This is a genomic window from Pseudoalteromonas sp. PAST1 (assembly GCF_021532515.1).
GTDB lineage: Bacteria > Pseudomonadota > Gammaproteobacteria > Enterobacterales > Alteromonadaceae > Pseudoalteromonas > Pseudoalteromonas simplex.
In genome coordinates this window covers 1-24,422 of record NZ_JAKGBH010000044.1, presented here as the reverse complement: position 1 = coordinate 24,422, position 24,422 = coordinate 1, and the positions used below count along the sequence as shown (strand labels likewise).

Genomic DNA, 24,422 nt, shown 5'->3' with positions numbered 1-24,422 from the left:
TAAGCTCTTTTTGTGGTGGTTTTAACTATTATAATTATTAAATATTAATACCGCGCTGACGCAGTGCATTCTCTAATGCTTGCTGGAGATCATTCATTGTTCCTGGCTCAAGAATTGTGCCTGCAGAATCCATCCACGTTAAGCTTGTGCCACCTTCTTTAGTGCGACTAACAAGAATTTGATATTGGCCATCTTCAATTGGCAGCTCAGCTAACTCTTCACCCCAAATTGAGTCCCATACACTTGATTCTGGCTTTTTATAATCAGCCGTGATCAAGCCACGATCTTGGTCAATTTCTACAATAGTGAAAGATAAGCGCTCTAAGAAACCTGAAAAACGCTCAAACACAGCAAAGTAGTCCTGCTCAGTCACTAAAGCTGCATTCCCTTTGTCATCAAACCCCATCTCTAACGAGATAACACCTTGCTTTTTGCGCATTTCAACTTCAAGTTGACGATAGCGATAATCAAATTCAGCGACAACTTGGTTTAACGCACGCACTTCTAACTGTTGCTGTAAAAGCGGTGTAAGTGGTTGACTATCGCTTTTATAATCTACTAACTTAGCATTTAATGACGCAGTACGTTGGTGCGATTTTTCTTCAATAGTAAATAAGAAACGTTGTTGTGATACTTCGGTTTCGCTTTCCCAAAACCAACCATCTTCTGGCTTTATAATCGTGTACCAATCTGTTTCAACACTTCCTAAAAGCTTATCTTCGTTTATTGCAGAAGTATTTTTTTCGTTCAACACGGCGTGGATCGAGTCCCAAATAAACTCGTCTAAATCAACAATACCGTCGTTTTTATCAAAATAAACACGCGCATCTTTGTCACCCTCTTCTACCCAACTACCTTGAGCAATGGTAATAACCTGTGCTGGCGGACGGTAGTTTTTCGCTTCAGGGTTATTGTCGTATTGCGCAACGTCCATTTTATATGTCGGATCTTGAGCCGGTTGCTCTAAACCTTCAGGTGCTTTGACTGGTTGATTAGCACGATAATTGCGTTTGTGGTGCGCTTCGTCGGTAAATACACCGCACCCAGTTAAACTTACCACTACGCTTACAGCAAGCGCCTTTGAGATCCAATACTGCACAGATATTTCTCCTTAGCAAACCCTTAATTCTTTTAACAAATATATGAGTGGGTAATACCGATTTGGTTCACTGTAAAATCACTTTTAACTTTACATTTCTTGTTTTTATGCAAAAAACCCGAATAGATTGGGCTAGCGTAACGTGTTTGAATGCTTATCGCCTTGCAAAATTTTAACTATGGTACTTTCTGATGCCCCTAAAAACAAGAAAGAGCGCACTTTATTCACGGCTTAATTAATCGTCGCTATCGTTAACTAAGCAAATTATGTTAAACTTCGCCGCCGTGCGGTATTAAACTCACGTGAAATTAAAGCTTAATCAAGCTTATATCCATTGGTATTGTTAATTACTAGGTATTTAAAATTCCATGACTGCTTTTACAAATCATCAGATAGTACTCACTGCGATTGGCGAAGATAGACCCGGTATCGTCAGCGAATTAACTCAGTTAGTGAGTGATTGCCATTGCAATATAATTGACAGTCGCATTGCTATTTTGGGCAACGAGTTCACCTTTATCATGCTACTAGCAGGTGATATGTCGGCAATTAGCCGCATTGAACATACTTTGCCAACTAAAGGAATGGAACTAGGCCTTTTAACCATGATGAAACGCACTGCAAGTCATGTTGCATGTGAATTTTGTGCCGGTTACACCCTCGAATACACAGGTATTGATACACCAGGAACATTAAGTAAAGTTACGCGCTTTTTTGCTGATAACAACATCAGCATTTGTTCTCTTAAATCGGACACTTATGATGAAGATGACGAGCTTAAAATGCGCTGTGAACTTGAGTTTAATATTCCTGTTGAAGTCGATATTGATAACTTTAAAGTGAGCTTTGAAGATCTTTCTCGTAGTTTGAACGTAGATTATATTTTCAGACGCATTCGCTAAGGAGCAAAGCATGAAAACAATTAATCCATTACAAGCAGGCGACACAGCCCCAGCTTTTAGTTTACAAAATCAAAATGACGAAACTATCGTACTCGCTGATCTTTTAAAAGAGCAGCAAGTACTGGTTTATTTCTACCCTAAAGCATCAACACCAGGTTGCACTGTGCAAGCAGAAAACTTACGTAATGAAAAAGCTGAGCTAGCTAAATTAAATACACGTGTTGTAGGTATCAGCCCTGATCCAATCAAGCGTTTAAAGAATTTTGAAACCAAAAAAGAGCTTAACTTTGATTTATTAGCCGACGAAGATCACGCGATTGCTGATGCCTTTGGTATTTGGGGTTACAAGAAGTTTATGGGTAAAGAATACGAAGGAATTCATCGTATTAGCTTCCTTGTAGGCCAAGACGGTAAAATCAAACATGTGTTTGATAAGTTCAAAACCAAAGACCATCATCAGGTGGTGTTGGACTATTTAGCGCAGAATTGATAGTTACAAGAACATAGTATAAAAGCGTTGCCATGGTGCAACGCTTTTTTGTTTTTAAATGGAAATATTAAACCCCGTGTCTACTTTATCGGGGTCAGATCACTACTTTATCGGGGTCAGATCACAGATCTGACGGCTGACGGCTGACGGCTGACGGCTGACGGCTGACGGCTGACGGCTGACGGCTGACGGCTAAACCCTAGCTAATTCCTAAATATTTATGTACTTGAACCGATAAACGCCAGTTTTTTGCAATACAGGTTTCAATAGCAAGTTTAGTTGCTGAGATCTTTTGGCTAATTGGTTGTAGATACACTAAACGTGGATTCACACCTGTTTTTAAGAATAAATCTTCGAGCTCTTCCACATGCTTTTGCATTGCCACTGGGTGTTTAATCTCATCAGCGCGCTGCATTGCACTACGTAATACTTTATAGCCACCACGCATATTAATTTTTGGGGATACAGTCACCCATGTCTGCTCAGGGACTAAAATTTCAAATGTGCCGCTGGTTTCAATTTGAGTCGAATAGCCATTTGCGTGTAATAATTCACACACTGGATTTAGGTCGTACATGCAAGGCTCACCACCGGTGATCACCACATGCTTTGCGTTGTAGCCACGTTCTTTAAATAGCGCTAACACTTGCTCCGCAGTTGCTTCTGCCCAATGATCTGAGTCTGCTTTTTTCTCAACGGTGTCATCAAGTGACACTTTATATACATTATCAACGTCCCATGTTTGTTTGGTATCACACCAAGCACAACCCACTGGGCAGCCTTGTAAACGTAAAAAGATTGAAGGTGTACCCGTAAAACTCGCTTCACCTTGAATTGTTTCAAACACTTCGTTAATTTTGTACAAAAGACATCTCACTTACGACGCAAGGGTATAAAATACATACCATCAAAAAAACCAAAAACACGCGCAAAAATTGTTATTTAGGCCCGAGCCGTGTAGTATATCGCGCCCTGAAGTAAACCTCTATCAAAAGTAAGAGCAAAACAGATATGACGCAAAAAGTAGTTGTGATTTATTCCGGCGGTATGGACTCATTTACCGTATTAAATAAAGCCCTGCAACAAGGCCACGAAGTGTATGCCCTGTCTTTCGACTACGGCCAGCGTCATGTTAAAGAGCTTAAAGTAGCTGCTCAAGTATGTGAAAAGTTAGGTGTTTCTCACAAGATTGTTGATATTTCAGCGATCAACCAATTAATTGGTGGCTCATCACTAACTGATGATATCGAAGTACCAGAAGGTCACTACGAAGAAGAAAGCATGAAGAGCACAATTGTGCCTAACCGCAACATGATTTTACTCTCACTGGCTGTGGGTTATGCGGTGTCTTTAAAAGCTAGTAAAGTTTATTACGGTGCCCATTCAGGCGATCATGCAATTTATCCAGACTGTCGCCCTGAGTTCGTACAAAAAATGGATGATGTTTGCCGTATTGCCAACTACGACGCTGTTGAAATTTTCAGCCCATACTTAAACAATACCAAAATCGACATTTTGACAGACGGTTTAAAAATGGGTCTTGACTACAGCCAAACGTGGACCTGTTACAACGGCCGAGACAAGGCCTGTGGTAAATGTGGTGCTTGCCAAGAGCGCTTAGAAGCCTTTGCTTTAAATAACGTTACTGACCCTATCGAATACGAATAATCTTATTTAGAATAGGACAGGTTAAGTTTAAAAGGCGAGTTTAACTCGCCTTTTTTGATTGTGTTTGTTGAATCAGATTTAACAGCTCTGCTGTGGCAGTTGCATCAGCTAACGCTCTATGGTGATTCGTTAACTTCAATTCAAAATGTGCCGCTAAGTTACCAAGCGAATATGACTTAAGCTTTGGAAATGCCTTTCGTGATTCAACTACAGTACATAGCTTTGGCATTTTAAAGCCTTGCCCAAGTGCACCATATTCTTTGCGAATAAAGCCGAAGTCAAAATTCACATTATGAGCAACAAATACACTGCCTTTTAATAGTGAGCGCAGTGTATCGGCAACCTCTGCAAAGCGTGGCGCATCACGAACCATAGCGGCGTTTATCCCCGTTAACTTGGTGATAAAAGCAGGAATACTACGCTCAGGATTGATTAAACTCGCCCATTGATTGATTACTTCACCCGCTTGTAACTGCACAACCGCTATTTCGGTAATTTTATTATTACCTTGTACGCCGCCGGTGGTTTCTATATCCACCACACTGTAAATACGATTCGGATCATTAAACCAATTTACCGCAACGATATTTACTGCAAAGCCATGTTGTTTTAACACCTCAATACTGACAAGTTGGTTGCGTCTTAATTTGTCGCCAGGGGCTTTCACTTCCTCAAAGGTGAGTGTATCCCCCTTTAACACCATCAAGTCTGGGTAGCCATCTTTGAGCTGCTTAAAGGTTTTTGTCATTTGTAGTAAATGCGCTTTTAAATTTGCAAGCGGGCTGTGTTTTATTAATACCTCTAGCGGCTCTAACATGTCGCTGTGCCACACAAACACGCTATTGGGGGCTTCATAAAACTGCCCTGCGTTTTTGCAAACATATTTATATAAGGCTTCATTACTAGTGAATTTGGCAAGCTTTTGCTCAATTTGTGTTTGTTGCACTGTGTAAAAACAATCAGCCAGCAACACCTTTGGATAAAGATCAAATTCATTACACGGCGGGTGCGGGGTCTCTATAAAGAGCTCTTGCCAAAACGTTAAGGTAAAGAAGCTCAACCAAAGATTATTCTCGGTAAAAAATACCGTATTACCCAGCTGTTGATAATGCTCACACACTCCTTGCTCTACATCGCCACGGTAAATATCATCAACCTCTAATTGATGCTCGGTATCAATGAGCATTTGTGTTAGGCGTGAGCGTTGTTGCTTATTATATTTACGCTGTAAAAAGTCCTCTGCAAAATACAAAATGCCATCATCAAGTGGGTCTTGAATAATTTGCTCAAGCTTTTGTTCAACCCAGCTTTTATCACCTTGTTTGTAACGCTGGCGAATTGCAAGCTCTTGCGCTTCACTACTGCCTTCACAGTGCTCAAGTAATTCAAATGCAAATGCTAAGTCATGCTCTTTAAGCTGCTTATACAAGCGGATCAGTAACTTGTTTTTGATACTCTGGGCTAATTCATCTTCACAGCTAATGGCTAAAAGCGCTTGGGCTAAGTTTTGATACTGTGATTCTGAGTCACTTTCTTTGAACTGCATTCGCAGCTTATTTAATTGATAATGCGTTTGTGCTTCGGCTAGCGTTTGAAAACGAGAGATGCTCTCACTCACATCACCACGCACTTTTGCAATCCCTAAATCACGCATCACAAAACGATTTTGATGATTGATATCGCCGCCACTTAGTCGGCCGCTATGTAAAAACTCAAAGTATTCATAGTACTGGCTACGACTATTGACCACGAACTGACTAAACAACGCCTCTAATTCACTGTGGTTGCGATCAATATGCTCTTTACACAGTTGGGTCAAGCGCTGTTTACTGGCTGACTTTTTGTAATCAGGTTTAGTCGCCATTAACTCATCATTTGCTAATAAGGTTAACAGGGTTGGCTTGGTTAAATGCTCAAGCAATAGATCTAATTCGTCACTACTAGGATGTGCCACCAGCCCTTGTTGTTTTAGCTTAAAGATAGCACCGTGCAGATTGGGTATCTCTTCATAATTTAAAGATGACAACGCAACGATTTTTGGCTTTCGAGAATATATACGCAGCAAAGTACATAAGCTTTGCTCATCAAGCTGAAGGAGTTTTTCAAGAAATAACCGCTGCTCTGCTAGAAGCAGATGCTTGCACTGAGATTGAATAAATTCAGCAAGCTCAAAGAAATGACTTAAATAATATTTTGCTGGTAATTGTGTTTTCATAGCCAAACCCGACACTGTATATAAACACAGTATCAGGTATTAGCCAATTGATTTCAATGTTTGCGGTTATTTAACTTTTAAAATACCCACAATTGCGCAAATTGCGCCCCCGACCATACCGAGCCAAGCTTCAATTGGTGTATCACCACTAAAAGTACGGCTAATTTGTGCACTTGCAGAATCATAAACGTTATATCCCCATACAGCGAGCGCCACACCAATAACGATTAAAGTAATACCTATAATTTTTCCCATCGTGTTGTTCCTTATTGTTATTAATTTCTTTCTGATAACGTCAGTGTTGCACACATATTAAACGCCTGCAAAGCCTTAAGAAATAATCAAACTAAAGGTTATGTTTTGCCCACTTAACGACACCTGAAGTTCAGCATCAATTGCTTTACTTAACGATTTGGCAATAGATAAGCCTAACCCAAAGTTATCATTAGAGGTTCTGGCACTGTCTTTTTGCCAGAGTGGATCAAATAACTGGCTCAAATCGTCTTCTGTTAATGGGACTTTTAATTCATTTGTAACAGAGAGATACAACTTATCATCTTTACTCAATAGCGTGCTTACAGTCACAATGCTCTCATCGGGGCTGTATTGTTTTGCGTTATTTACAAGATTGGTGATAATTGATTCAAGGGCAAATAAGTTACTGACAACGGCAGGAATATCACCTTGAAACTCAAACTTAACCCGCTCTAAATCACATTTTTCTAAGGTGCGCAAAATAACCTGATTTAAATCACATGCATCTTGCTTTGGGAGTGCTTCATCACTGTACTTATGCAGTAGTAATAAGTTCGACACAATACTCTTTAAGCGCTGGCTAATTTTTAGCACTTCGGGTTTGAAGTCTGCCTCAAGCTCTTTTTCATTTGGAAAACGAATGGCCACTTCAGCCATATTTATAAGCTCAGCAATCGGCGTTTTTAACTCATGAGCAATATCTGAGGTTAAGCGTTTTTCTCGAAAATAAAGCTGGCGGTTTTCTTGGATAAAAGCATTTAAGCTATCAACAATGGGTTGCAACTCTTTGACAGGTTCTTCTATCGCGATTACAGCATTTTTATCAGCAATACTCAGTTGGCTAATATCCCGGTTTAGTTTATTCAGCGGCGCTAGAGAACTGTCGACTGATTTACGCACAAATAGACGAATGAATACAATTACCGACACAGTAGAAACAACAAAAATAACGTCGATTAGCCATAAAACAAAATCAACTTCTTCTGATGAAGCCGCATAAGCTAACGTGATGGGTTGTTGCAAAGAGGTGTTAACACCTTCAGTGAGGTCTTCATCATCATCTAGGTCTAAAGGCGGTATAAAGCGAGTATAAATAACTCGACCATTTCGACCATCAGGTAACTCGATATTGATGATTTTTGTCTCGCCCAGTTTAATTTTTTCTAAAGGTAAGCTCTTTTGTGAGAAAAGATCCAAACTTTCTGAACGCGCGAACACGCCAGACTGCGACCAAAGTTGAAAATACTCAGTTTCTGTATTGCCAGAAAACTCAGGCATAAACAGCCCTGAAAAATCAAAATCAATTCCTTCTTCGTCAATATCAATCAATGACATAAGCATACCGGCTTTGGATTTCATGCCACGATTAAATTCGTTATCAATCCAACTATCAACGGCGATATCAGTAGCAACTAAAATACTTAGTACCAGTCCAGTTATAGTAATCGATAATGTGGTTACTAACCTACTGCGAATTGACTTCATTATTTTCCTTGAATGATATAACCAAAACCACGCTTAGTTTGAATAGGTAGTTCACTACCTGCTGCCCTCACCTTTTTACGCGCTGAGGATAAATGCGCTTCAATAGAGTTTTTTGAAACTAGGTCATATTGCCCTGCAATATAAGTACTTAACTTTTCAGCAGTGATCACTTTATTTTGGTTACTAAACAAACACTCGACTATTTTATATTCGTTGGGGGTTAAATCGATTACAGTCTCATCAACTTGCAAGAGTTTTAATTGTAAATTTAAAGCCAAGTTATCGATGCAGATCACATCACTGATTGTTTTCAGGCCGCCGCGACGCATTAAATTTAATAACCTTGCGTGCAGCTCATCAAACGAAAATGGCTTGGTCAGGTAATCATCGGCCCCAGTGAGTAACCCTTTCACTCTGTCTTCTGGTTCTTGCTTGGCAGATAAAATTAGCACACGCACATCAAGCTGTTTTGCTCTTATGGTTTGTAATAACGTAATACCATCAATACTGGGTAACATAATATCGAGTATGATTAATTCGTACTCACCTGTCATTGCCATACTCAAACCTTCAGCACCATCGCCGGTTTCATCAATAGTAAAACCTAGGTTCTCAAGGCCAATTCGTAGACTACGTCTTAATGACACCGAGTCTTCTATAATCAACAATTTCATAAGTTACTCATTTAGGTAAAAACCGCTTTAGCGTCATCAGGTTACGCTTTTAATCTTAAGGTTCACTTAAGATTTACTGAAGTTTTTCTAGTTTAGAAAATATTAAGATTACCATCAGGGTTTCTTAAGTTTCGACTCCTAGTATTGCCGTAGTTTCGATTAAGTAAGTACGACTATGACAGCAAAACTCTCTGTTTTAAAACCTTTGTTCCGTTTTTCATTAATTTTAATGTCAGTTTTTATACTGTCGAGAATAGCCTTGCTTGTATGGCAACACCAAAGGTTAGCTGATGGCGATTGCCTTGCCGTTTTATTTGGCGGCTTAAGAGTCGACTTAAGTAGTTTAGGCTACTTGTCAGCCTTGGCTGTTTTGATGTTACTCGCTGATCTACTTGTGCGCAGAAAAACCGCTTTTTTTCAGCATGTTTTTACTCTTTATAGCAGCATAGTTGTGACTTTAATCGTGGTTGTAGAGGCTTCGACTCCCGCGTTTATTACCCAATACGATGTACGACCAAATCGTTTATTTGTTGAATACCTAGACTATCCTCAAGAAGTCTTTTCTATGCTATTACATGGCCACCTGTTTGCCATGATAAGCACTTTAATGATTGCAACGCTTAGCTGTGTGTTTGCGTATCGTTATATTAATGCTGCATTTAGCAAACAGCAAAATGCTAAAACGGTTAGCCAAGTGGTGATACTCGTTACGACTTTATTAGTTTGCTTAATTAGCGCAAGGGGCACAGTAAGCCATCGCCCGTTAAACCCTGCATTAGTGTACTTTTCAAGTGACTCACTAGTTAACTCCTTAGCCCTTAATTCAACTTACAGTGTCGCCTTTGCTATTAAGAATATGGGCAATGAAAAAAATGCCAGTAGTTTATACGGTACTATGCCACGTGATGAGATTTTACAAACAGTAAAGCAAGCAGCCTATAAACAGCAGTTTATCACTGAGAGTATTCCTACCCTTGCCAACAACACACCTTTTAGCACAGGCAAACAAAAGAATTTAGTGATCATTTTAGAAGAAAGCTTAGGCGCACGCTTTGTCGGCGAACTAGGTGGCATTGGTGTGACTCCTGAACTAGATAAGCTTTATCAACAAGGCTGGGGGTTTGATAACTTATATGCCACTGGCACACGCTCAGTGCGCGGTATCGAAGCGGTAACAACTGGGTTTACCCCATCACCTTCGCGCTCGGTGGTCAAACTTTCTAAATCTCAGCGTAACTTTTTCTCACTTGCTGATGTATTAAGCCGCACCGGCTATACCACCCAGTTTATTTACGGCGGTGAAAGCCATTTCGATAATATGAAAAGCTTTTTCTTAGGCAATGGCTTTAGCGATATTGTCGATATTAATGACATGCAAAGCCCAGAGTTTATTTCTTCATGGGGAGCAAGCGACGAAGACTTGTTTAATCAAGCTGATATAGAGCTAAGTGAGCTAAATAAATCAGGCAAACCATTTTTCAGCCTTGTGTTTACGTCAAGTAACCACGATCCATTCGATATTCCAGAGAGTAAAGTAACACTGCCTGAAGGCCACGACCCAGAAAACTACAAACGTGATCTAGCAATCAAATATGCTGACTATGCACTAGGTAAATTCATCGCAAAAGCAAAAACGCAAGATTACTGGCAAGACACGGTATTTTTAGTGGTTGCTGATCATGATGTGCGCGTGTTTGGTTCAGAGCCTGTGCCGCTTAAATCTTTCCATATCCCTGCTGTGATCTTAAATAGTGAAATGGATGCAAAGCGCGATACTCGCTTAGTCAGCCAAATTGATTTACCTGTTACTTTGTTGTCGTTATTAGGCGTTGAGCAAGCAACCCCTATGCTTGGTTATGATTTAACGAAACAATACCCTGTAGAGCGCGCCATGATGCAGTACTACGACAACTTTGCTTACGTAGAAAATGGTGAGGCCGTGATCCTGATGCCAAACCAAAAAGTGAGCTATTGGCGCTATGACCCTACAAGTAAAACCCAAGTTGCCATCGATAACACAGGTAGCAGCGTTGGGCTTGCCAAAAAAGCCTTAGCGCACGTCTTATTTAGCAATTTAGCTTATACCGAACAGTTGTATCGCTTACCAAATAAATCGTAGCGATGAGGAATCATTATGATCATGCAAATTAAACAACTCTTTACTCAAAAATGGCACGTTAGCTACAGCCAATTTGTCTGGTTGGTGTCGTTGTACTTGGTGATTGCATTTAATGGCCTGTTTTTATTTAACACGCTTGAAGCAGCCAGCAAACCTGAACATGTCAATTGGTTATTTATAGCAAGCGTACCGTTTTTCTTATTAGCACTGACGGCAATGGTGTTAAGTTGGTTATCGTTAATCACCTTCGTAAAACCCGTGCTTTTAACAAGCATCGTGGTTTCATCATTGTTGTTTTATGCAACCTTAAATTACGGTGTTATCTTTGATAAAAGCATGCTGCAAAATATCTTAGAAACAAATTCAGGCGAAGCATTTTCATATCTTAATGTACAAGTTATCGCTTTTATTACTGTGCTAGGCGTACTGCCTGCTTACTTGTTTTGTCGCTTTAAAATTGTCGGAAACTTTCGTGTTCGCCTTAAAAGCTTTACGCTTCTTAACGTTACAGCGTTTATTGCTGTAGCTGCTATTGCCGTCCCATTTTATAAAGATTACGCCTCTGTAGGGCGTAATAATCGCCAATTAACCAGCTACATTACCCCTTTTGCATTTTACACTGCTGGCTATAAGTACCTACGCGATAATTATTTTTACCCACCTTTACCATTTAAAGTCTTAGATAAAACACCGCACCTATTAGCTAAGCAACAAAGTTCACTGATGATTATGGTGGTAGGTGAAACAGCCCGTGCAGCAAACTTTTCACTGCAAGGTTACAACAAGCAAACTAATCAATATACCCCTAAACTTGGCGTTAAATATTTCAGTGATGTAAGTTCATGTGGCACCGCAACGGCCATTTCAGTACCTTGCATGTTCTCGCGCTTAGATCGCAATCACTATGATTCGCGCATCGCGCAAAGCCAAGAAAATGCCCTAGATATCATTCAACGAAGTGGTGTAGAAGTAACATGGATTGATAACAATAGCAGCTGTAAAGGGGTTTGTGTGCGGGTAAACTCAAAAACAATAGAACCAACAAAGAGCAATCCACTTTGTGACGGACGTTATTGTTTTGATGAAGTATTGGTTGAAGCATTAGCTGCAAAGCTTGCCAAGAGTCATGCAAAGCACCAACTAATAGTGTTACATATGATAGGTTCACACGGGCCAACCTACTATCGTCGCTATCCAGAAAAAGACAGTAAATTTTTGCCGGACTGCCCACGTAGCGATATTCAAAATTGTAGCACTGAGCAACTGACAAACACGTATGACAATACCATTGCTTATACCGACCTAGTGCTCAGTAAACTTATTAATTTACTGCAAAACAGTCAGGCGGATGACAAAGCCCTACTGTATGTTTCTGACCACGGTGAGTCACTAGGTGAAAAAGGTCTGTACTTACATGGCTTCCCGTATGCGTTAGCGCCTAAAGAGCAAACCCAAGTGCCTATGCTGTTTTGGAGTAATAAACTAGCCGATACCCGCTTTAATCAATGTATCGAACAGCAGCGTAACCATGCTTTTTCACACGATAACATTTTTGACACCCTACTTGGCTTAACTCATATACAAAGCACTGAATATCGCCCAGAGCAAGATATTTTTAATACTTGCTCAACACAAAGCTAACGAAATAGAGATTTCAAACTATGCAATTTGATAGCACTAACAAACCCATTGGCATTAAACGTATCCGCCTCGCATTCAAAAACTCCCAACGAGCATTCACGTGGTTAGCAAAGCATGAGTCTGCTTTTAAACAAGAGCTGATAATGTTGGTCCTTGCCATAGCAGTGGTTTTTGTCTGGCAGATCAGCCTGTATGAGAAAATGATGCTGCTTGTATCAGTGCTATTTGTGATGTTTGCTGAAGTCGTCAATACGGCAATTGAAGCCGCTATAGACCGAATAGGCCTTGAAATTCATCCATTATCAGGCCTAGCTAAAGACTTAGGATCCGCAGCCGTACTGATTGCTCTAACGATTTGTGTGTTGGTCTGGGGCGGCGTGTTTATTAATAACCTAAGTTAGCTTACTTTTTTATCATCAGGGGTGTCATTACAAAGTGCACAGTGGCGCCCTTTTGATGAATGATATAAACGGGTTGCAATAAAAATGGCCGTGGCAATAAAAGACCAAAGTAGCGCAAAACCTAACGCACTGAGTGTCTCGTGACCTTTTAGAATTTCTATCATAAATAATAAAATAGACACCAGCGTAAAAACTTTAGCGGCTCTGATCACCCAGAATTTTGTACCCATAACTTACTCCTTTAGAAAAACTCCTTTGGAAGAATAAGTGTAGTGCAAAATAAGAAGAACATACTAATAACTTGAAACAGGCTCAGACAATATCTGTACATTATTTTTAAACACCTCTAACAGCCCTGATGGCGAGTGTTCAGTACCAAGCGCAGTAACATGACAGACATAACGATAACCGTTGTTAGTAAAGGTATAAAAATGATTCCCTCCACTGCCATCAAAGCTTAATGTGCCCCCTGTGATCACCAGGCTTGGCTCATCTTGCATAGATTGATCCCTATTCCATGCCGCATAGCGGTATTGATGATCAGCCAATTCATCAATACGAATTAAATGCTTTTTTGTTTGCCACGTTAATATCGGCTTTGTGAATTCACGGAGGCTTTTGTGCAATGCTTGTTTTTGCTCGTCAATCAGTGCTTCGCGTCGTGCTTTTTCAGCCTCTGATTCATAAGGCACAGCCCAAATAGAGCCATCAAAATCCAGCCACAGTTTACCTGAATCAAACATAATGCCGCGCCAGCCCATCATTTCCCAATCATGGCGAATGTTGGAGTTAGCTATTTCTTCAACAAACTGTTTATCGAAAATTTGCTCAAACTTTTCTATAAACATTTGCTCATTTTCAATAATTTGCAACGGCGCTTTGCGCTTTAGCGGGTAATGGACTCTTTTAGCAATGGTCGCTTTATCACCCGCCTTAAACGCAGCAACCACAGGTTTGACAATACTTATGTGCTTTGTTGCGGCAGCTGTTGAAAATGAGATAAAGCAACCTAAGAAAATGACCGCAAAATACTTCATTGTATTCACTTTTATGGTTAAAAATTTGATTATCCAAAGCGTAACAAATTTTTGTATTTGCAGTACAGGTGCTATTGGAATAACAACTCAATCTCATCACTTTGGTTACCGAGCCTATCAATAGCAATTACCTTAATTACCTCTAATGGTCGTTGTCCTTCAGAGGCCGCAACAGAAATTACACTCTCCTCACTTGAGTAGATATGATATTGCCACTGCTGTGCATATTTTAGATAGACAAGTAACTGTGATACTTGCTCAGAATTAGAATGACTCCAAGTAAGATGGATGTCTTCGCCAACATAATTCATATCAACATTAACAGCCGCTAAGTGCGGCGCAGCTATCCACGGAGTTTCTGGTATTAATGCTTGATGCTGATAAACGCCTTGTGCAATCACATCACTCATCAATTGGCTGCCATCAAGTGCTGCTACATTCCAAAACACTGTACCGGGTGATGTTGATAAAAAACCACGATTAATCATGATTTGATTCACGACTTCATCAACGCCGGCCTCATCAAATGAGCGTAACGCATTAATACCAGGCCACAGATGTCGTTCATGCGTATTCTGAGATTGCCACCAACTTAATAAAAGCGGGTAACTTTGTGCATACTGGTTTATTGGCCAATAAAGTTGCGGCGAAAAATAGTCAAGCCATCCTTCATTAAGCCAAAGCTTAGCATCAGCAAACAGCTTGTCATATTGATCCATCCCGCGAATAGTTTCAGGTTCACCAGGTCTATAGATACCAAATGGGCTTATGCCAACAAGTACATGAGGCTTCGATTGCTTTACTCGTTGATATAAGCGTTTAACGAACTGATTTACAGCTTCACGACGCCAATCACCTATCGAAAGTGCCCCGCCTTCAGCCACATATTGCCTGTATTGTTCAGCATCAGGAAAATCTTCATCGTTGTTGTAAGAAGGGTAAGGGTAAAAATAGTCATCGTAATGAATACCATCTAAATCATAGCTATCTACAAGTTCGGTTAATACATTTAATGTATGTGAAACCACGGCTTGATCGGTTGGTAAAAACCAATAGGTCTCATTTTTGAGTTTTACTACCTTATCATTCATTTTTTCAACAACTGAGTGTTCTGAAATTGGGCCCCCTATATGATGATGAGCACGATAAGGGTTTATCCATGCATGCAACTTTAAACCTCGTTTATGTGCTTGCTCTATCCAAAATTTTAATGGGTCATAAAACGGCTCAGGCGCTTTACCTTGCTCACCAGAAAGGTAATAAGACCAAGGTTCGTAAGAGCTTTGATACAAACTATCGGCTTGCGGTCGAACCTGAAAAATAACCGTATTAAAGTTATGTTTTTGAAGTGAATTAAGAATTTGAATAGCTTGTTCTTTTTGCTCTATCACTGACAGCCCGGGCTCATTAGGCCAGTTAATATTGGCAACAGTAGCAACCCATGCCGCACGAAACTCCCTTGCAACATGATCTTGATGGATGTTACCTAACAACTGCTTTTCAGTATTAGACATCTCCTTTATTTGTACGAAACTGCACGCACTCAAAACAAAGCACATTATCAAAGAGAAAACGTTTTTAAAGTACATTGTATACCCCACAAAAAAGGCACAACAAAGACTTGCTGTGCCTACATGTATCAGATTCAAAAGGAAAAATTAAAACTTCATTTGTGCGCCAAGTAAGAAACGACGACCATAATCATGTATCGCTAATGGGCGATTAGCATCTGACATGCCAGTGCTATTGCCCGACGTTGCTTCTTGCTCTTCATCCGTGAGGTTAATTGCTTGGAATACAAGGTTTAAATCTTCAGTAACATTGTAACTAATATTAAGATCATACTGGCCAAAACCATCTTTATATTGGTTCAAACCAAGATAGTTAGTGTAGAAATACTCTGAACGATAAGTATAAGAAACACGGGCACTAAAGGTTGTGTTTTCATAATATACTGTCGCGTTAAAGGTATCTTCTGAATTATTAGGTAAAACGGCTTCTTCACCCGCCTCTTTTTGCTCCGCAGTTTGTTTTAACTGTGCATCTGAATAGGTGTAGTTTGTCTGTACTCCAAAGCCGTAAGGGAGTTTCTGCGTGTAGTTAACTTCAAAACCTGAGTTCTCACCGCCTAAACCGTTCAGAGGCTGGGTCACTAAAAAGTCACGAACTTCTTCCACGCCTGTATCAGGATCTGTCCAGGCCCATTGTTTTTCAATAGTGGCATTGGTTATGTATGAGTCGATATCTTTATAAAAATAAGCAAACGATAAAATAGATGATTCATTAAAGTACCACTCAGCAGATAAGTCATATTGAGTCGCACGGTAAGGCTTCAGGTTCGGGTTACCTTCAGAGCCTTTACAGCCTGTAGCTGCAGCACAATAACCACTTTTGCGGGCAGATAAGAAGTCATAATCAGGGCGAGACATGACTTTTGCCGCAGCAAAACGCACAACCACATCATCTGTAAAGTCGTAGTTGATATTCACACTCGGCAAAATATCATCGTAGCTATTAGAGCTATTGATATCTTGAATATTTTCAGGTGCAAAGCTGCGCCCTGTGTATTCAACAGAACGAGAATCTAGCTCTGTTTTCACAGCTCGAACCCCAAAATTACCGCGCCACTTATTATGATCGAACACCGCTTTTACATACCCTGCGGTGACGGTTTCTTCTAAATCGAATGTGTAATCAAGGTGTTCATATGGCGCTGTAGAAGGTGTTGTTGATGATATCCAATCAGCATATTTTGAATTATCAAACTGCCATAAAATTGCATTATCTGTCGAATCGCTTGCGAACATGCCTAAGTTAAATTGTTCACCATCTGATGATACTTTTGGATAATTCGCTTTTATTAAACTTGCAGCTTTTGAATGCTCTCGGTACTTAACCCCAGCCTTGATTGCTTTGAAGAAGTCACCATCTAATAGATACTCAAAATCTAGCTGCCCGTAAACTTCCTTTGAGTCGTTGTATATGTCATTTTTATGGTTGTAGTCTAAGCGATAATCATCAGCGCTTAAATCAGCGTCTAATGTTACATCTGGCGTTCCATTGTCTAATGTAAATGATGCGCTTGTATTTGCGTAATATTCTGAGTAAACATCACTTACTTCACCATCAGCCTTGCTATAACCTAGCTGACCTGTAACAGTGTAATTGTCTGCTTTATATGTCACTTTTAAATCGTGCGCTTGAGTTTTAAACTCCCCCTCATAACCTGCATTGCCATAATATCCTAAATTATTATGGGCCGGCAGATCGCCCGAAATCAAAGTGCCATCAACAATGACTGGATTTTCTACATTTGCAATGTTTTGCAAAATAAAGCCGCTTGAGTATGTTCCGTATGACTCATGCTCAGATTTTGAATATAAGTTATTAAAAACAAAATCTACGTTGTCATTAGCTGCATATTGAAACGTCAAAGTTGCGGTATCTAAATCACTATCACTTGCGTATCGGTTATAGCCTACCGCGCCAGGGTAAAACTCTGCGTTGCCATCTTGATCTGCATCGGTACTGCGATAGCCGAATCGAACTTCTTTGCTATCACGTTGGGTCGCAGTTTCTTTATGAACAAATCCTAGATTAAAACCAAAATCTTGTGCTTCATTTTTCCACGAATACAAACCAGAAAGGTAAGGTTTAGTTTCTTCAGCATTTTCAAAATGATAAGCCTTAACAGAGAGCGCTGCATAATTCGCTTCACTATCGAGCGGTTTACGAGTTTTTACAACAACGGTACCACCTATAGAGCCCTCATCAATGTCTGCTTCTGCCGACTTATATACTTCAAGCGTATCTACTAATTCAGCTGGTAGCAGCGAGTAGTTAAACCCTCGTGAAGGACGCGTAATTGAAGCTGAAGCAGTTGCTGAAGCAACGTTTTGCCCGTTTAACAAGGTAATATTTAAATGCGGTGCAGTACCACGAATACTAACTCGGTCGCTTTCACCACCTAGGTCTTTTTCAACTTGTACACCCGGAATACGCTGTAGTGCATCAGCGACAGTTTGATCTGGAAATTTACCAATATCTTCAGCAGAAACGGCATCAACTACACTGTTTGAAAAGCGCTTCATATTAATGCTTTTCTCAACTGATGCAGCATAACTTCTTACTTCAATCTGCTCGATATCTTCTTTAGTTGCTTTTTTCTTTTCTGGCAGTTGATCAGCTGCATAAACAGATACTGATGTACTTAAAACTAAAGTAGGAATAAGTGCTTTTTTAACACCAGCCGCTAGCGCTGAGAATTTTTTATTCATGGAACTGTAACCTTATAGTTTTTGTAAAGTGAGAGATTTTGTGACTACAAACTACATAAATGCTCTTAAGAACAACAATTGGTAACAACTTTATTGTTACAATGCGGCTACAATATTAGTAATAAATTATAAAATCAAGATATTTTATTCTTATGGTGCGCTTATTTTAAAATATTTAATTCTCAACTTTTAAGCGCTCACCACTCATAAAGAGATAAACTAAATACAATCAATACCTTGCTAGCAATGAAAAGAGAAGAAACAAAATCAAAGCTGCTTTTAAAGATTCATAGGCTGCCTTGATGTTTTAAAAACAGGGAATTAATTATTCCAAAACTAAATCAAACACAACACTGACACTTGCTCTGAAGGTAATCGATTCTTGTAAATACTTACCTTCTGGGACTGTATTAATACGTGAGCCCGTTACCATGATTCGTTCAATATTTGTGTTGCTGCCATAGCCAAAGTGACTACCTACCTGTTGTGATTGAATACTATACACCCGACCAAGTTTCGCTTCGAATGCGCTAGCAAGGCTACTTCCCTGCTGTTTGGCATTCGCAACTGCTTTATCAAGAGCGGCTTGCTCGTAATCTGAGGCTTTGCTTGATAACAGTTGAATTTGCTCGATTTGATTGACACCCGCTTTAAGCGCAAAGTTTAAAAAGCCATCCAAAAGGGAGAGTTGTTTAAGGCTGACTTTGACCTTGCGGGTAGCGCGAAAACCATCTTTAACTTGGTTATCGTTTTCGTCATAGCGCATGTTTGGCTCTACGAAAATTCGACCCGCAGAGATACTTTTTTCGTCTATTGAGAAATTATTTAAGCCCGCAAGGAGTTTATTTACTTGTTCATCGACTTGCTGCTTAGCCTGCACACTTTCAGCTTTAACAGTTTCAAACTCTAACGTGATGTCAGCCCTGTCGGGGGCTGTAAGCACAACAGCCTCACCTTTAACAACAATATGACGATTATCCGGCAGACTTGTTGCAGCTATTGCAGAACTGGTACATAAAACTAGTGGTAACAAAGATTTAAGCATCATAACCTCTCCTTAGAAAAAGTTATGATGCCTTGCTAGGGTGTGAATGTATAGCAATGTATGCTGTTTTTAAGTGTAAATAGTTGCGAAGAAAGGAAATTAATTAATGAAAAGCTAACACGGCATATTATGACAACTTGCTAAAATATGCCGTCTTTTTGAAGATTTGCTTAGTGAGCTAGTACGCTTAGCCACTCATCTGGGTTTGCTAAAATGAACTCAAATATATCGTTATTATTTAAAGTTATGCGAATTCCATCTGCTGTGATTGGCAAAATACCCGCGCCTTTACCTGAACACTTACCAACGTTATTGATTTGCGCTCGTGAAAATGTGTATGGGCCTAAGCCTAGCTCTTTATTAAACGGTTCAAAAACAATGTCTTGTTCAGTAACTACAAGCTTACCATCCGCTTTTGCGACACCCGATTGAATAGTTGCTGCTGACTCTTTAACTGTGTGTGCGTGCATATCCTTTACTCCACTTAACATATGAGTGTTAGTCTACACTCAATGAAACCTTAAAATTGCGTACCAACTTAAAATACAGCAAGTACAAAAAAAGTACAGTAGAGTTAGTTAATTTAAAACATTATCTTTTAAAATAGTTATTGTTCACTGATCTGTAGTTTATTGTTAAATCGGACATAAACGATTGCTCCACCCTCAGTCTTTAGCTGATGTTTAAAACCGGCAACTGACGAGAAGTAACTACCAGCCTCAATTTGTTTTGCTTCACTATGTTCAACAGATCGGTAGTTAAGCTCGCCGCTGATCAAAACTGCGCGTAATGAACCTCTTTCACTTGTTAATTGCCCATTAAAACCCGCATCAAGTTTAACTAAAACACCTTGTTGATTTTGTTTTTGCCAAAGAGGGGTAAGGGTAACCTTTTTAGAGTCTAATGACGTTAACTCATCACTATTGAACCATACCATGTTGTCTGAATGAAGATTGAGTGAGTGCTCGCCATTATTAAACTGCGCCTTAGAAGGCTTAACCAAATAAGGCCCTTCATCGATTTCAAGGTATATGAGATTGGTCTCAGCCTTAGCAGCTGTTATGTGATTTTGCCCTGCAGGTTGCGTCCAAAATGACCCTGTTGCCATCCAATCCAATTCCGCATTTGGGTCATCATTATGCATCAGTCCTTTAATGACAATGCCACGGTATGAAATATTATGAATATGCGCAGGAGATGAAAAGCCCGGTTTAAAGCGCACTAGCATACCGGTTGCAGAATCTATTGTTCTGTCGCCCCATAAGTTTGCTGCGCCAGGGCTTTTGTCACCACGTAGAGGGTTTAAATATCCCCAGTTTACGGACTCTACGGGGACAAGTTCAGACTGGGGATTATCCAACCTTTTTTCATCAGCAGCGGCTGAAAATGCAGCAATAAGTACTACACTTGTTGTTAGTGATAATAGCTTTAACATATTAAATTTCCTCTAATAGCAAACCCAAGAGAAGTCTCTTGGGGTTACAAATCTTGTTGTTAGCACAGTACTAATTTATTTCTTGTACCTTCATCACTAACTCCGGCCAATTACGCTGATTTTCTATGTCATGCTCAAGGCCTTGCTCATCGGCAATAGTGAAGCGCTTAATTGCAGGTGTTTTACTGGTTGCTTGATATAACCAATATGCTTCTGCTTTTAATGCCTCCGCAATTGGCTTATCAATTGATTCATATACCATTTGTTTGCATGCATTAATTGATTCAGCAGGAAACTGAGCAATTCGGTTTGCTAGCGTATCAACGTATTCATCAATCTCATCGGGGTTAAGCACTTTATTAATGGTACCCATGCGCTCAGCCTCATCTGCATCAAAATCACGGGCACTCAAAATAATTTCTAAAGCACGACCTAAACCTGTCTGGCGAGCCATTCTTGAAGCACCGCCACCACAGGGTAAAATACCCATACCAACTTCCATTTGCATAAATTTAAACTTACCACGAGCTGCAAATCGCATATCAAGCGCTAGCGCTAGTTCATGGCCACCACCGCGTGCAAAACCTTCTAGTTTTGCTATTGTTGCCTGCGGCACTTTACTTAAGCGCTCACAAATTGATTGTAAGTCCAGCGGCTTCGCTTCATCGCGTGAAACAACTTCAACTGACATATCTTTCAATAGTTCAGTATCATAGTGGCAAACCCAAATTTCAGGGTTTGCTGATTGAAAAATAACAACTTTAGTGTTTTTATCTCGCTCTAAACGCATTGCTAAACTATTTAAATCAGCAAGCATTTCTTGGCCCTGAACATTAACTGGCCCAAAATCAAACGTAACAGTTAATACACCACCAGACTGAGTGGTCGTGAATGTTGTAAATCCTTCGTATTTCATAATTATCCCTAGTGTTTTTATTGGTTGCGGCTGTAAAAAAGCTATCGTAAAAATAAGCTCTAAATTTTTACATCTAGACGAGTTAAAACTTCGTCCATCGCCATAATCAAAGTAGTATTTTTTGCTGTATCAAACGCATCTGGATGTGGGTTCGAAAATGCACCAATATCATTATCAAAATAACGGCCAGTCATACCTGTAAATTGGTCACTTAACGCAGCCTTAACTAAAATATCAGCCCCGATAGCCAAATTTTTTCCTTGTGAACCATATGCTTCCTTAACCATTTTGCTTCCTAAAAAAGAGGCTGGATTAACTGCCACTAAAGAAGGAGTATTGTCTGCCCATTGTTTTGCCAATTGTAGCGTCCACATAGTTAGCGCTAATTTACTTTGCGCATAAGCACTGCTATCAGACAATGCTTGCAAGCCTTTAAGTGCTGCAATACTAACCGGTGCTTGCGCCGCTGAAGATAGGTTCACTATGCGACTATTTTCATTCATAAGAGCAGATAAAGTTTTGGTCAAAATATAAGGCGCAATCGTGTTCACTAAAAAGCGTACATCTAGACCACCCTCGCCTAGGTTATTTGCTATTTTAAAAACGCCAGCATTATTGATCAGTACATCAATATGTGAATATTTAGCTTTGATCTGATTGGCTAATTCAACCACCTGTTTTAGCTCTGATAAGTCAGCTAAAAACGTATCAATTTTTGCACTGCTATAAAGCGCCTCTATCAACTCTTTTGCTTGTAAAAGCTTTTGCTGGCTACGACCATGAAGTAAAAGCGTATGACCTAATGAAGCAAGTTTTTTTGCCGTCTCTAGGCCAATGCCATCTGTAGCGCCTGTTAATAGAATTGTTTTAGGCATACATAATGATTCCTTTTAATAAGGGGTCAGTGAAGTTAGTCAAAGCAATAAATTCATCACTGCTATGCAGTTGATAAATAAGGCTTACGTTCACATATGAAACTCTCCCCTTTAGTTGCATTTGTCATGTTTAGTTTTACAAATAAAGCTTAAAGCTTTGGATAAAACGAATAAATAACGTATAAGAAGAATCAGAATTCTGATTTTCGAGATAATTGATGGACACTAATTGCATTAAACTATTTGTGTTAGCGGCTGAGACACTCAACATTAGTGCTGCAGGCGAGCAGTTGGGCCTTACTCCATCTGTAGCAAGTGCCTGGTTAGCCAAATTAGAAATGCAAGTTGGAGCAGACCTATTCCACAGAACGACAAGGAAAGTAACTTTATCACTTGCTGGCATGGAGTTTTTACCTTATGCCAAAGAGATCCTTGCTCAACAAGAAGCCGCGCTTGCAACCTTAGGACAAGGTAACCTTAATATTAGCGGAACATTGAGGTTTGCTGCATCAAGTACGTTTGCGCAGCGCTTTATCATGCCTATTTTGCCAGAATTCCTAGACCGCTACCCAGATATAAACCTTGAACTCATGCTCTCAGATGGCCAAGTTAAATTAATTGAAGGAGGGTTTGATCTAGCACTGAGAAACCTCGCTGTGGAAGATAGTAGCTTGATTTGCAGACGCCTTGCCAAAGACACTCGGATATTGTGTGCCTCACCAGACTACTTGGCTCGTAATGGCACTCCGAGGAATCCTGAAGAGCTTATCCGACATCAATTATTAGTGTTTTTAAATACCAAACCCCGCAAGTTAATTACCCCTAATTGCAGCGATCATTTTAGTTTTCCACCTGAAAAAAGTAAGCCACGCATTTTGTGTGATGATGGCGCAAGTATGCGTATAGCAGCAAAAGCTGGCGTGGGTATCTGTATGAGTTCATTGTGGAATATTCATACTGAGCTAGAAGCAGGTTCTTTAATTCGAGTTTTACCTGATTATCAAATAAGTGATAACAGCGCTATCTGGCTTGTATACCCGAAATCAAATGTACTTACGGCTAAAGTAAGAGTTCTTATAGATTTCTTAGTCGAAAAAATAGGTAACTCGCCAGAGTGGGAAACGATAAATAAAAAATGATTACTCTATTTTGAGCACCCTGCACGATTTAATAGCAAAAACTAATACCTATGCGCTTAATTAGGTAGACTATTTTGAGGCAATAAAACCTCGTTGATAACAAAGCAAAAATTTCATTATTTAGTTATTTTCGGCAATTGCTCCCGCATTGCTCTCCCTTCTGTATCCATGCAGTCGAAAATCAGAAACTCTTAACATAGGTAGCAATAGCCTTACATAAAACATAATTAAGTATCATTAAATAATGATATAGGTAAAACTTAAGTAATAAAAGTCACGGATTGTCTTTTTAAATGCTATGCTTAGAGTTACTAATTAGTAGGTACAAGACTCATGACTCAATCGCTAAAGAAAACTCAAACAAGGCTGAGAGTAAACGCGGTAATTGTTATTATATTAGTCATTCTGCTAACAGTGACTTCATTATTCTTTTACAAGCATGTTGATAACCAATGGCGTGATTATTCCAATACTGCAAGCAACGTTTATGTTTTACATGACACCTTGGTGCAAAGGTTAGGATATGGTGGCTTTATACACCACTTTAAAAATCTAATTTTAAGAAAAAATGTTGATCTTTACCTCCCTAGTATAAAAAAAGAAATTTACGAAATAAAAGTAACGCGAATTCAACCCCGAAGTGCACCACTCGCTAAATTAGGCCGCATTGCGTAATTCGTTAAACACAACGACAGGCTGTTTGTAACCTAGGCACTTTCTAGGTCTGGCGTTTAGCGCACGTTCTATAT

Annotated in this window: 23 protein-coding genes; 8 read left to right on the top strand and 15 right to left on the bottom strand. The window is 39.7% G+C overall.

The window, feature by feature from the left end:
- Positions 1-37: 37 nt before the first annotated feature.
- Positions 38-1,099: an outer membrane protein assembly factor BamC gene (gene bamC / locus L1272_RS17860; protein ID WP_235373993.1), complete on the bottom strand. Its 1,062-nt coding sequence runs from the start codon at positions 1,097-1,099 to the stop codon at positions 38-40.
- A gap of 368 nt (positions 1,100-1,467) precedes the next feature.
- Between bamC and L1272_RS17855 the strand changes: the two genes are divergently transcribed.
- Positions 1,468-2,001, top strand: coding sequence for a glycine cleavage system protein R (locus L1272_RS17855; protein ID WP_054553746.1), 534 nt, complete (start codon positions 1,468-1,470; stop codon positions 1,999-2,001).
- Positions 2,002-2,011: 10 nt separating this feature from the next.
- Positions 2,012-2,491, top strand: coding sequence for a thioredoxin-dependent thiol peroxidase (gene bcp / locus L1272_RS17850; RefSeq protein ID WP_138600011.1), 480 nt, complete (start codon positions 2,012-2,014; stop codon positions 2,489-2,491).
- Positions 2,492-2,690: 199 nt separating this feature from the next.
- Here bcp and queE read toward each other — a convergent pair whose 3' ends face one another.
- Entirely contained in the window at positions 2,691-3,356 is a 666-nt protein-coding gene (gene queE / locus L1272_RS17845; protein ID WP_138619883.1) for a 7-carboxy-7-deazaguanine synthase QueE, read from the bottom strand.
- A 122-nt stretch (positions 3,357-3,478) separates the two neighbouring features.
- Between queE and queC the strand changes: the two genes are divergently transcribed.
- Positions 3,479-4,159, top strand: coding sequence for a 7-cyano-7-deazaguanine synthase QueC (gene queC / locus L1272_RS17840; RefSeq protein WP_268795049.1), 681 nt, complete (start codon positions 3,479-3,481; stop codon positions 4,157-4,159).
- A gap of 40 nt (positions 4,160-4,199) precedes the next feature.
- On the opposite strand, the gene L1272_RS17835 is transcribed toward queC, so the two are convergent.
- The 4 genes from L1272_RS17835 to L1272_RS17820 all read right to left on the bottom strand — a co-directional run bounded on the left by L1272_RS17835 (position 4,200) and on the right by L1272_RS17820 (position 8,788).
- Positions 4,200-6,374 (bottom strand): exonuclease domain-containing protein, encoded by a 2,175-nt coding sequence (locus L1272_RS17835; protein WP_235373992.1) that lies wholly within the window; start codon positions 6,372-6,374, stop codon positions 4,200-4,202.
- 66 nt (positions 6,375-6,440) lie between these two features.
- Positions 6,441-6,629 (bottom strand): DUF3185 family protein, encoded by a 189-nt coding sequence (locus tag L1272_RS17830; RefSeq protein WP_194442704.1) that lies wholly within the window; start codon positions 6,627-6,629, stop codon positions 6,441-6,443.
- Between the two features lie 75 nt (positions 6,630-6,704).
- Positions 6,705-8,114, bottom strand: a complete 1,410-nt coding sequence (locus L1272_RS17825) for a sensor histidine kinase (RefSeq protein ID WP_235373991.1) — start codon at positions 8,112-8,114, stop codon at positions 6,705-6,707.
- Positions 8,114-8,788 (bottom strand): response regulator transcription factor, encoded by a 675-nt coding sequence (locus L1272_RS17820; protein WP_235373990.1) that lies wholly within the window; start codon positions 8,786-8,788, stop codon positions 8,114-8,116. Before L1272_RS17820 ends, L1272_RS17825 begins: the two co-directional genes overlap by 1 nt.
- 175 nt (positions 8,789-8,963) lie before the next feature.
- Between L1272_RS17820 and L1272_RS17815 the strand changes: the two genes are divergently transcribed.
- The 3 genes from L1272_RS17815 to L1272_RS17805 are packed head-to-tail and all read left to right on the top strand — an operon-like array spanning position 8,964 to position 12,949.
- Entirely contained in the window at positions 8,964-10,907 is a 1,944-nt protein-coding gene (locus L1272_RS17815; protein ID WP_235373989.1) for an LTA synthase family protein, read from the top strand.
- Positions 10,908-10,922: 15 nt separating this feature from the next.
- On the top strand, positions 10,923-12,548 hold the full coding sequence (locus L1272_RS17810) for a phosphoethanolamine transferase (RefSeq protein ID WP_235373988.1): 1,626 nt from the start codon (positions 10,923-10,925) through the stop codon (positions 12,546-12,548).
- A gap of 20 nt (positions 12,549-12,568) precedes the next feature.
- Positions 12,569-12,949, top strand: coding sequence for a diacylglycerol kinase (locus L1272_RS17805; protein ID WP_235373987.1), 381 nt, complete (start codon positions 12,569-12,571; stop codon positions 12,947-12,949).
- On the opposite strand, the gene L1272_RS17800 is transcribed toward L1272_RS17805, so the two are convergent.
- The 9 genes from L1272_RS17800 to L1272_RS17760 all read right to left on the bottom strand — a co-directional run bounded on the left by L1272_RS17800 (position 12,946) and on the right by L1272_RS17760 (position 22,534).
- Positions 12,946-13,179: a hypothetical protein gene (locus L1272_RS17800; protein ID WP_054553756.1), complete on the bottom strand. Its 234-nt coding sequence runs from the start codon at positions 13,177-13,179 to the stop codon at positions 12,946-12,948. The two genes, L1272_RS17805 and L1272_RS17800, sit on opposite strands and share 4 nt — an antisense overlap.
- A gap of 63 nt (positions 13,180-13,242) precedes the next feature.
- Positions 13,243-13,986, bottom strand: a complete 744-nt coding sequence (locus L1272_RS17795) for a hypothetical protein (RefSeq protein ID WP_235373986.1) — start codon at positions 13,984-13,986, stop codon at positions 13,243-13,245.
- A 71-nt stretch (positions 13,987-14,057) separates the two neighbouring features.
- Complete coding sequence (locus tag L1272_RS17790; protein WP_235373985.1) at positions 14,058-15,500, bottom strand: glycoside hydrolase family 10 protein; 1,443 nt, start codon at positions 15,498-15,500, stop codon at positions 14,058-14,060.
- 144 nt (positions 15,501-15,644) lie between these two features.
- A complete protein-coding gene (locus L1272_RS17785; RefSeq protein ID WP_194442700.1) occupies positions 15,645-18,263 on the bottom strand; it encodes a TonB-dependent receptor in 2,619 nt (872 codons plus the stop codon).
- Between the two features lie 325 nt (positions 18,264-18,588).
- The gene (locus tag L1272_RS17780) at positions 18,589-19,311 is read right to left on the bottom strand and encodes an SIMPL domain-containing protein (RefSeq protein WP_235373984.1); all 723 of its coding nucleotides are present in this window, start codon (positions 19,309-19,311) and stop codon (positions 18,589-18,591) included.
- A 167-nt stretch (positions 19,312-19,478) separates the two neighbouring features.
- Positions 19,479-19,778, bottom strand: a complete 300-nt coding sequence (locus L1272_RS17775) for a hypothetical protein (protein WP_054553761.1) — start codon at positions 19,776-19,778, stop codon at positions 19,479-19,481.
- 137 nt (positions 19,779-19,915) lie between these two features.
- Complete coding sequence (locus tag L1272_RS17770) at positions 19,916-20,743, bottom strand: DUF4437 domain-containing protein (RefSeq protein ID WP_054553762.1); 828 nt, start codon at positions 20,741-20,743, stop codon at positions 19,916-19,918.
- Between the two features lie 70 nt (positions 20,744-20,813).
- Entirely contained in the window at positions 20,814-21,659 is an 846-nt protein-coding gene (locus L1272_RS17765) for an enoyl-CoA hydratase/isomerase family protein (protein ID WP_235373983.1), read from the bottom strand.
- A gap of 59 nt (positions 21,660-21,718) precedes the next feature.
- The gene (locus L1272_RS17760) at positions 21,719-22,534 is read right to left on the bottom strand and encodes an SDR family NAD(P)-dependent oxidoreductase (protein ID WP_235373982.1); all 816 of its coding nucleotides are present in this window, start codon (positions 22,532-22,534) and stop codon (positions 21,719-21,721) included.
- A 218-nt stretch (positions 22,535-22,752) separates the two neighbouring features.
- Here L1272_RS17760 and L1272_RS17755 point away from each other — a divergent pair, with 218 nt between their 5' ends.
- Positions 22,753-23,673, top strand: coding sequence for a LysR family transcriptional regulator (locus tag L1272_RS17755; RefSeq protein WP_054553765.1), 921 nt, complete (start codon positions 22,753-22,755; stop codon positions 23,671-23,673).
- A gap of 333 nt (positions 23,674-24,006) precedes the next feature.
- The gene (locus tag L1272_RS17750; protein ID WP_235373981.1) at positions 24,007-24,348 is read left to right on the top strand and encodes a hypothetical protein; all 342 of its coding nucleotides are present in this window, start codon (positions 24,007-24,009) and stop codon (positions 24,346-24,348) included.
- Positions 24,349-24,422 lie beyond the last annotated feature (74 nt).

Excerpts from the sequence above, each read along its gene's own strand:
- L1272_RS17760 (WP_235373982.1), bottom strand. The coding sequence starts at position 22,534 with ATGCCTAAAACAATTCTATTAACAGGCGCTACAGATGGCATTGGCCTA.
- L1272_RS17750 (WP_235373981.1), top strand. The coding sequence starts at position 24,007 with ATGACTCAATCGCTAAAGAAAACTCAAACAAGGCTGAGAGTAAACGCG.
- L1272_RS17770 (WP_054553762.1), bottom strand. The coding sequence starts at position 20,743 with ATGTTAAAGCTATTATCACTAACAACAAGTGTAGTACTTATTGCTGCA.
- L1272_RS17780 (WP_235373984.1), bottom strand. The coding sequence starts at position 19,311 with ATGATGCTTAAATCTTTGTTACCACTAGTTTTATGTACCAGTTCTGCA.
- L1272_RS17790 (WP_235373985.1), bottom strand. The coding sequence starts at position 15,500 with ATGTCTAATACTGAAAAGCAGTTGTTAGGTAACATCCATCAAGATCAT.
- L1272_RS17815 (WP_235373989.1), top strand. The coding sequence starts at position 8,964 with ATGACAGCAAAACTCTCTGTTTTAAAACCTTTGTTCCGTTTTTCATTA.
- L1272_RS17775 (WP_054553761.1), bottom strand. The coding sequence starts at position 19,778 with ATGCACGCACACACAGTTAAAGAGTCAGCAGCAACTATTCAATCGGGT.
- L1272_RS17825 (WP_235373991.1), bottom strand. The coding sequence starts at position 8,114 with ATGAAGTCAATTCGCAGTAGGTTAGTAACCACATTATCGATTACTATA.
- L1272_RS17800 (WP_054553756.1), bottom strand. The coding sequence starts at position 13,179 with ATGGGTACAAAATTCTGGGTGATCAGAGCCGCTAAAGTTTTTACGCTG.
- L1272_RS17835 (WP_235373992.1), bottom strand. The coding sequence starts at position 6,374 with ATGAAAACACAATTACCAGCAAAATATTATTTAAGTCATTTCTTTGAG.
- L1272_RS17795 (WP_235373986.1), bottom strand. The coding sequence starts at position 13,986 with ATGAAGTATTTTGCGGTCATTTTCTTAGGTTGCTTTATCTCATTTTCA.
- L1272_RS17820 (WP_235373990.1), bottom strand. The coding sequence starts at position 8,788 with ATGAAATTGTTGATTATAGAAGACTCGGTGTCATTAAGACGTAGTCTA.
- bcp (WP_138600011.1), top strand. The coding sequence starts at position 2,012 with ATGAAAACAATTAATCCATTACAAGCAGGCGACACAGCCCCAGCTTTT.
- L1272_RS17765 (WP_235373983.1), bottom strand. The coding sequence starts at position 21,659 with ATGAAATACGAAGGATTTACAACATTCACGACCACTCAGTCTGGTGGT.
- L1272_RS17810 (WP_235373988.1), top strand. The coding sequence starts at position 10,923 with ATGATCATGCAAATTAAACAACTCTTTACTCAAAAATGGCACGTTAGC.
- L1272_RS17785 (WP_194442700.1), bottom strand. The coding sequence starts at position 18,263 with ATGAATAAAAAATTCTCAGCGCTAGCGGCTGGTGTTAAAAAAGCACTT.
- L1272_RS17805 (WP_235373987.1), top strand. The coding sequence starts at position 12,569 with ATGCAATTTGATAGCACTAACAAACCCATTGGCATTAAACGTATCCGC.
- L1272_RS17855 (WP_054553746.1), top strand. The coding sequence starts at position 1,468 with ATGACTGCTTTTACAAATCATCAGATAGTACTCACTGCGATTGGCGAA.
- L1272_RS17755 (WP_054553765.1), top strand. The coding sequence starts at position 22,753 with ATGGACACTAATTGCATTAAACTATTTGTGTTAGCGGCTGAGACACTC.
- L1272_RS17830 (WP_194442704.1), bottom strand. The coding sequence starts at position 6,629 with ATGGGAAAAATTATAGGTATTACTTTAATCGTTATTGGTGTGGCGCTC.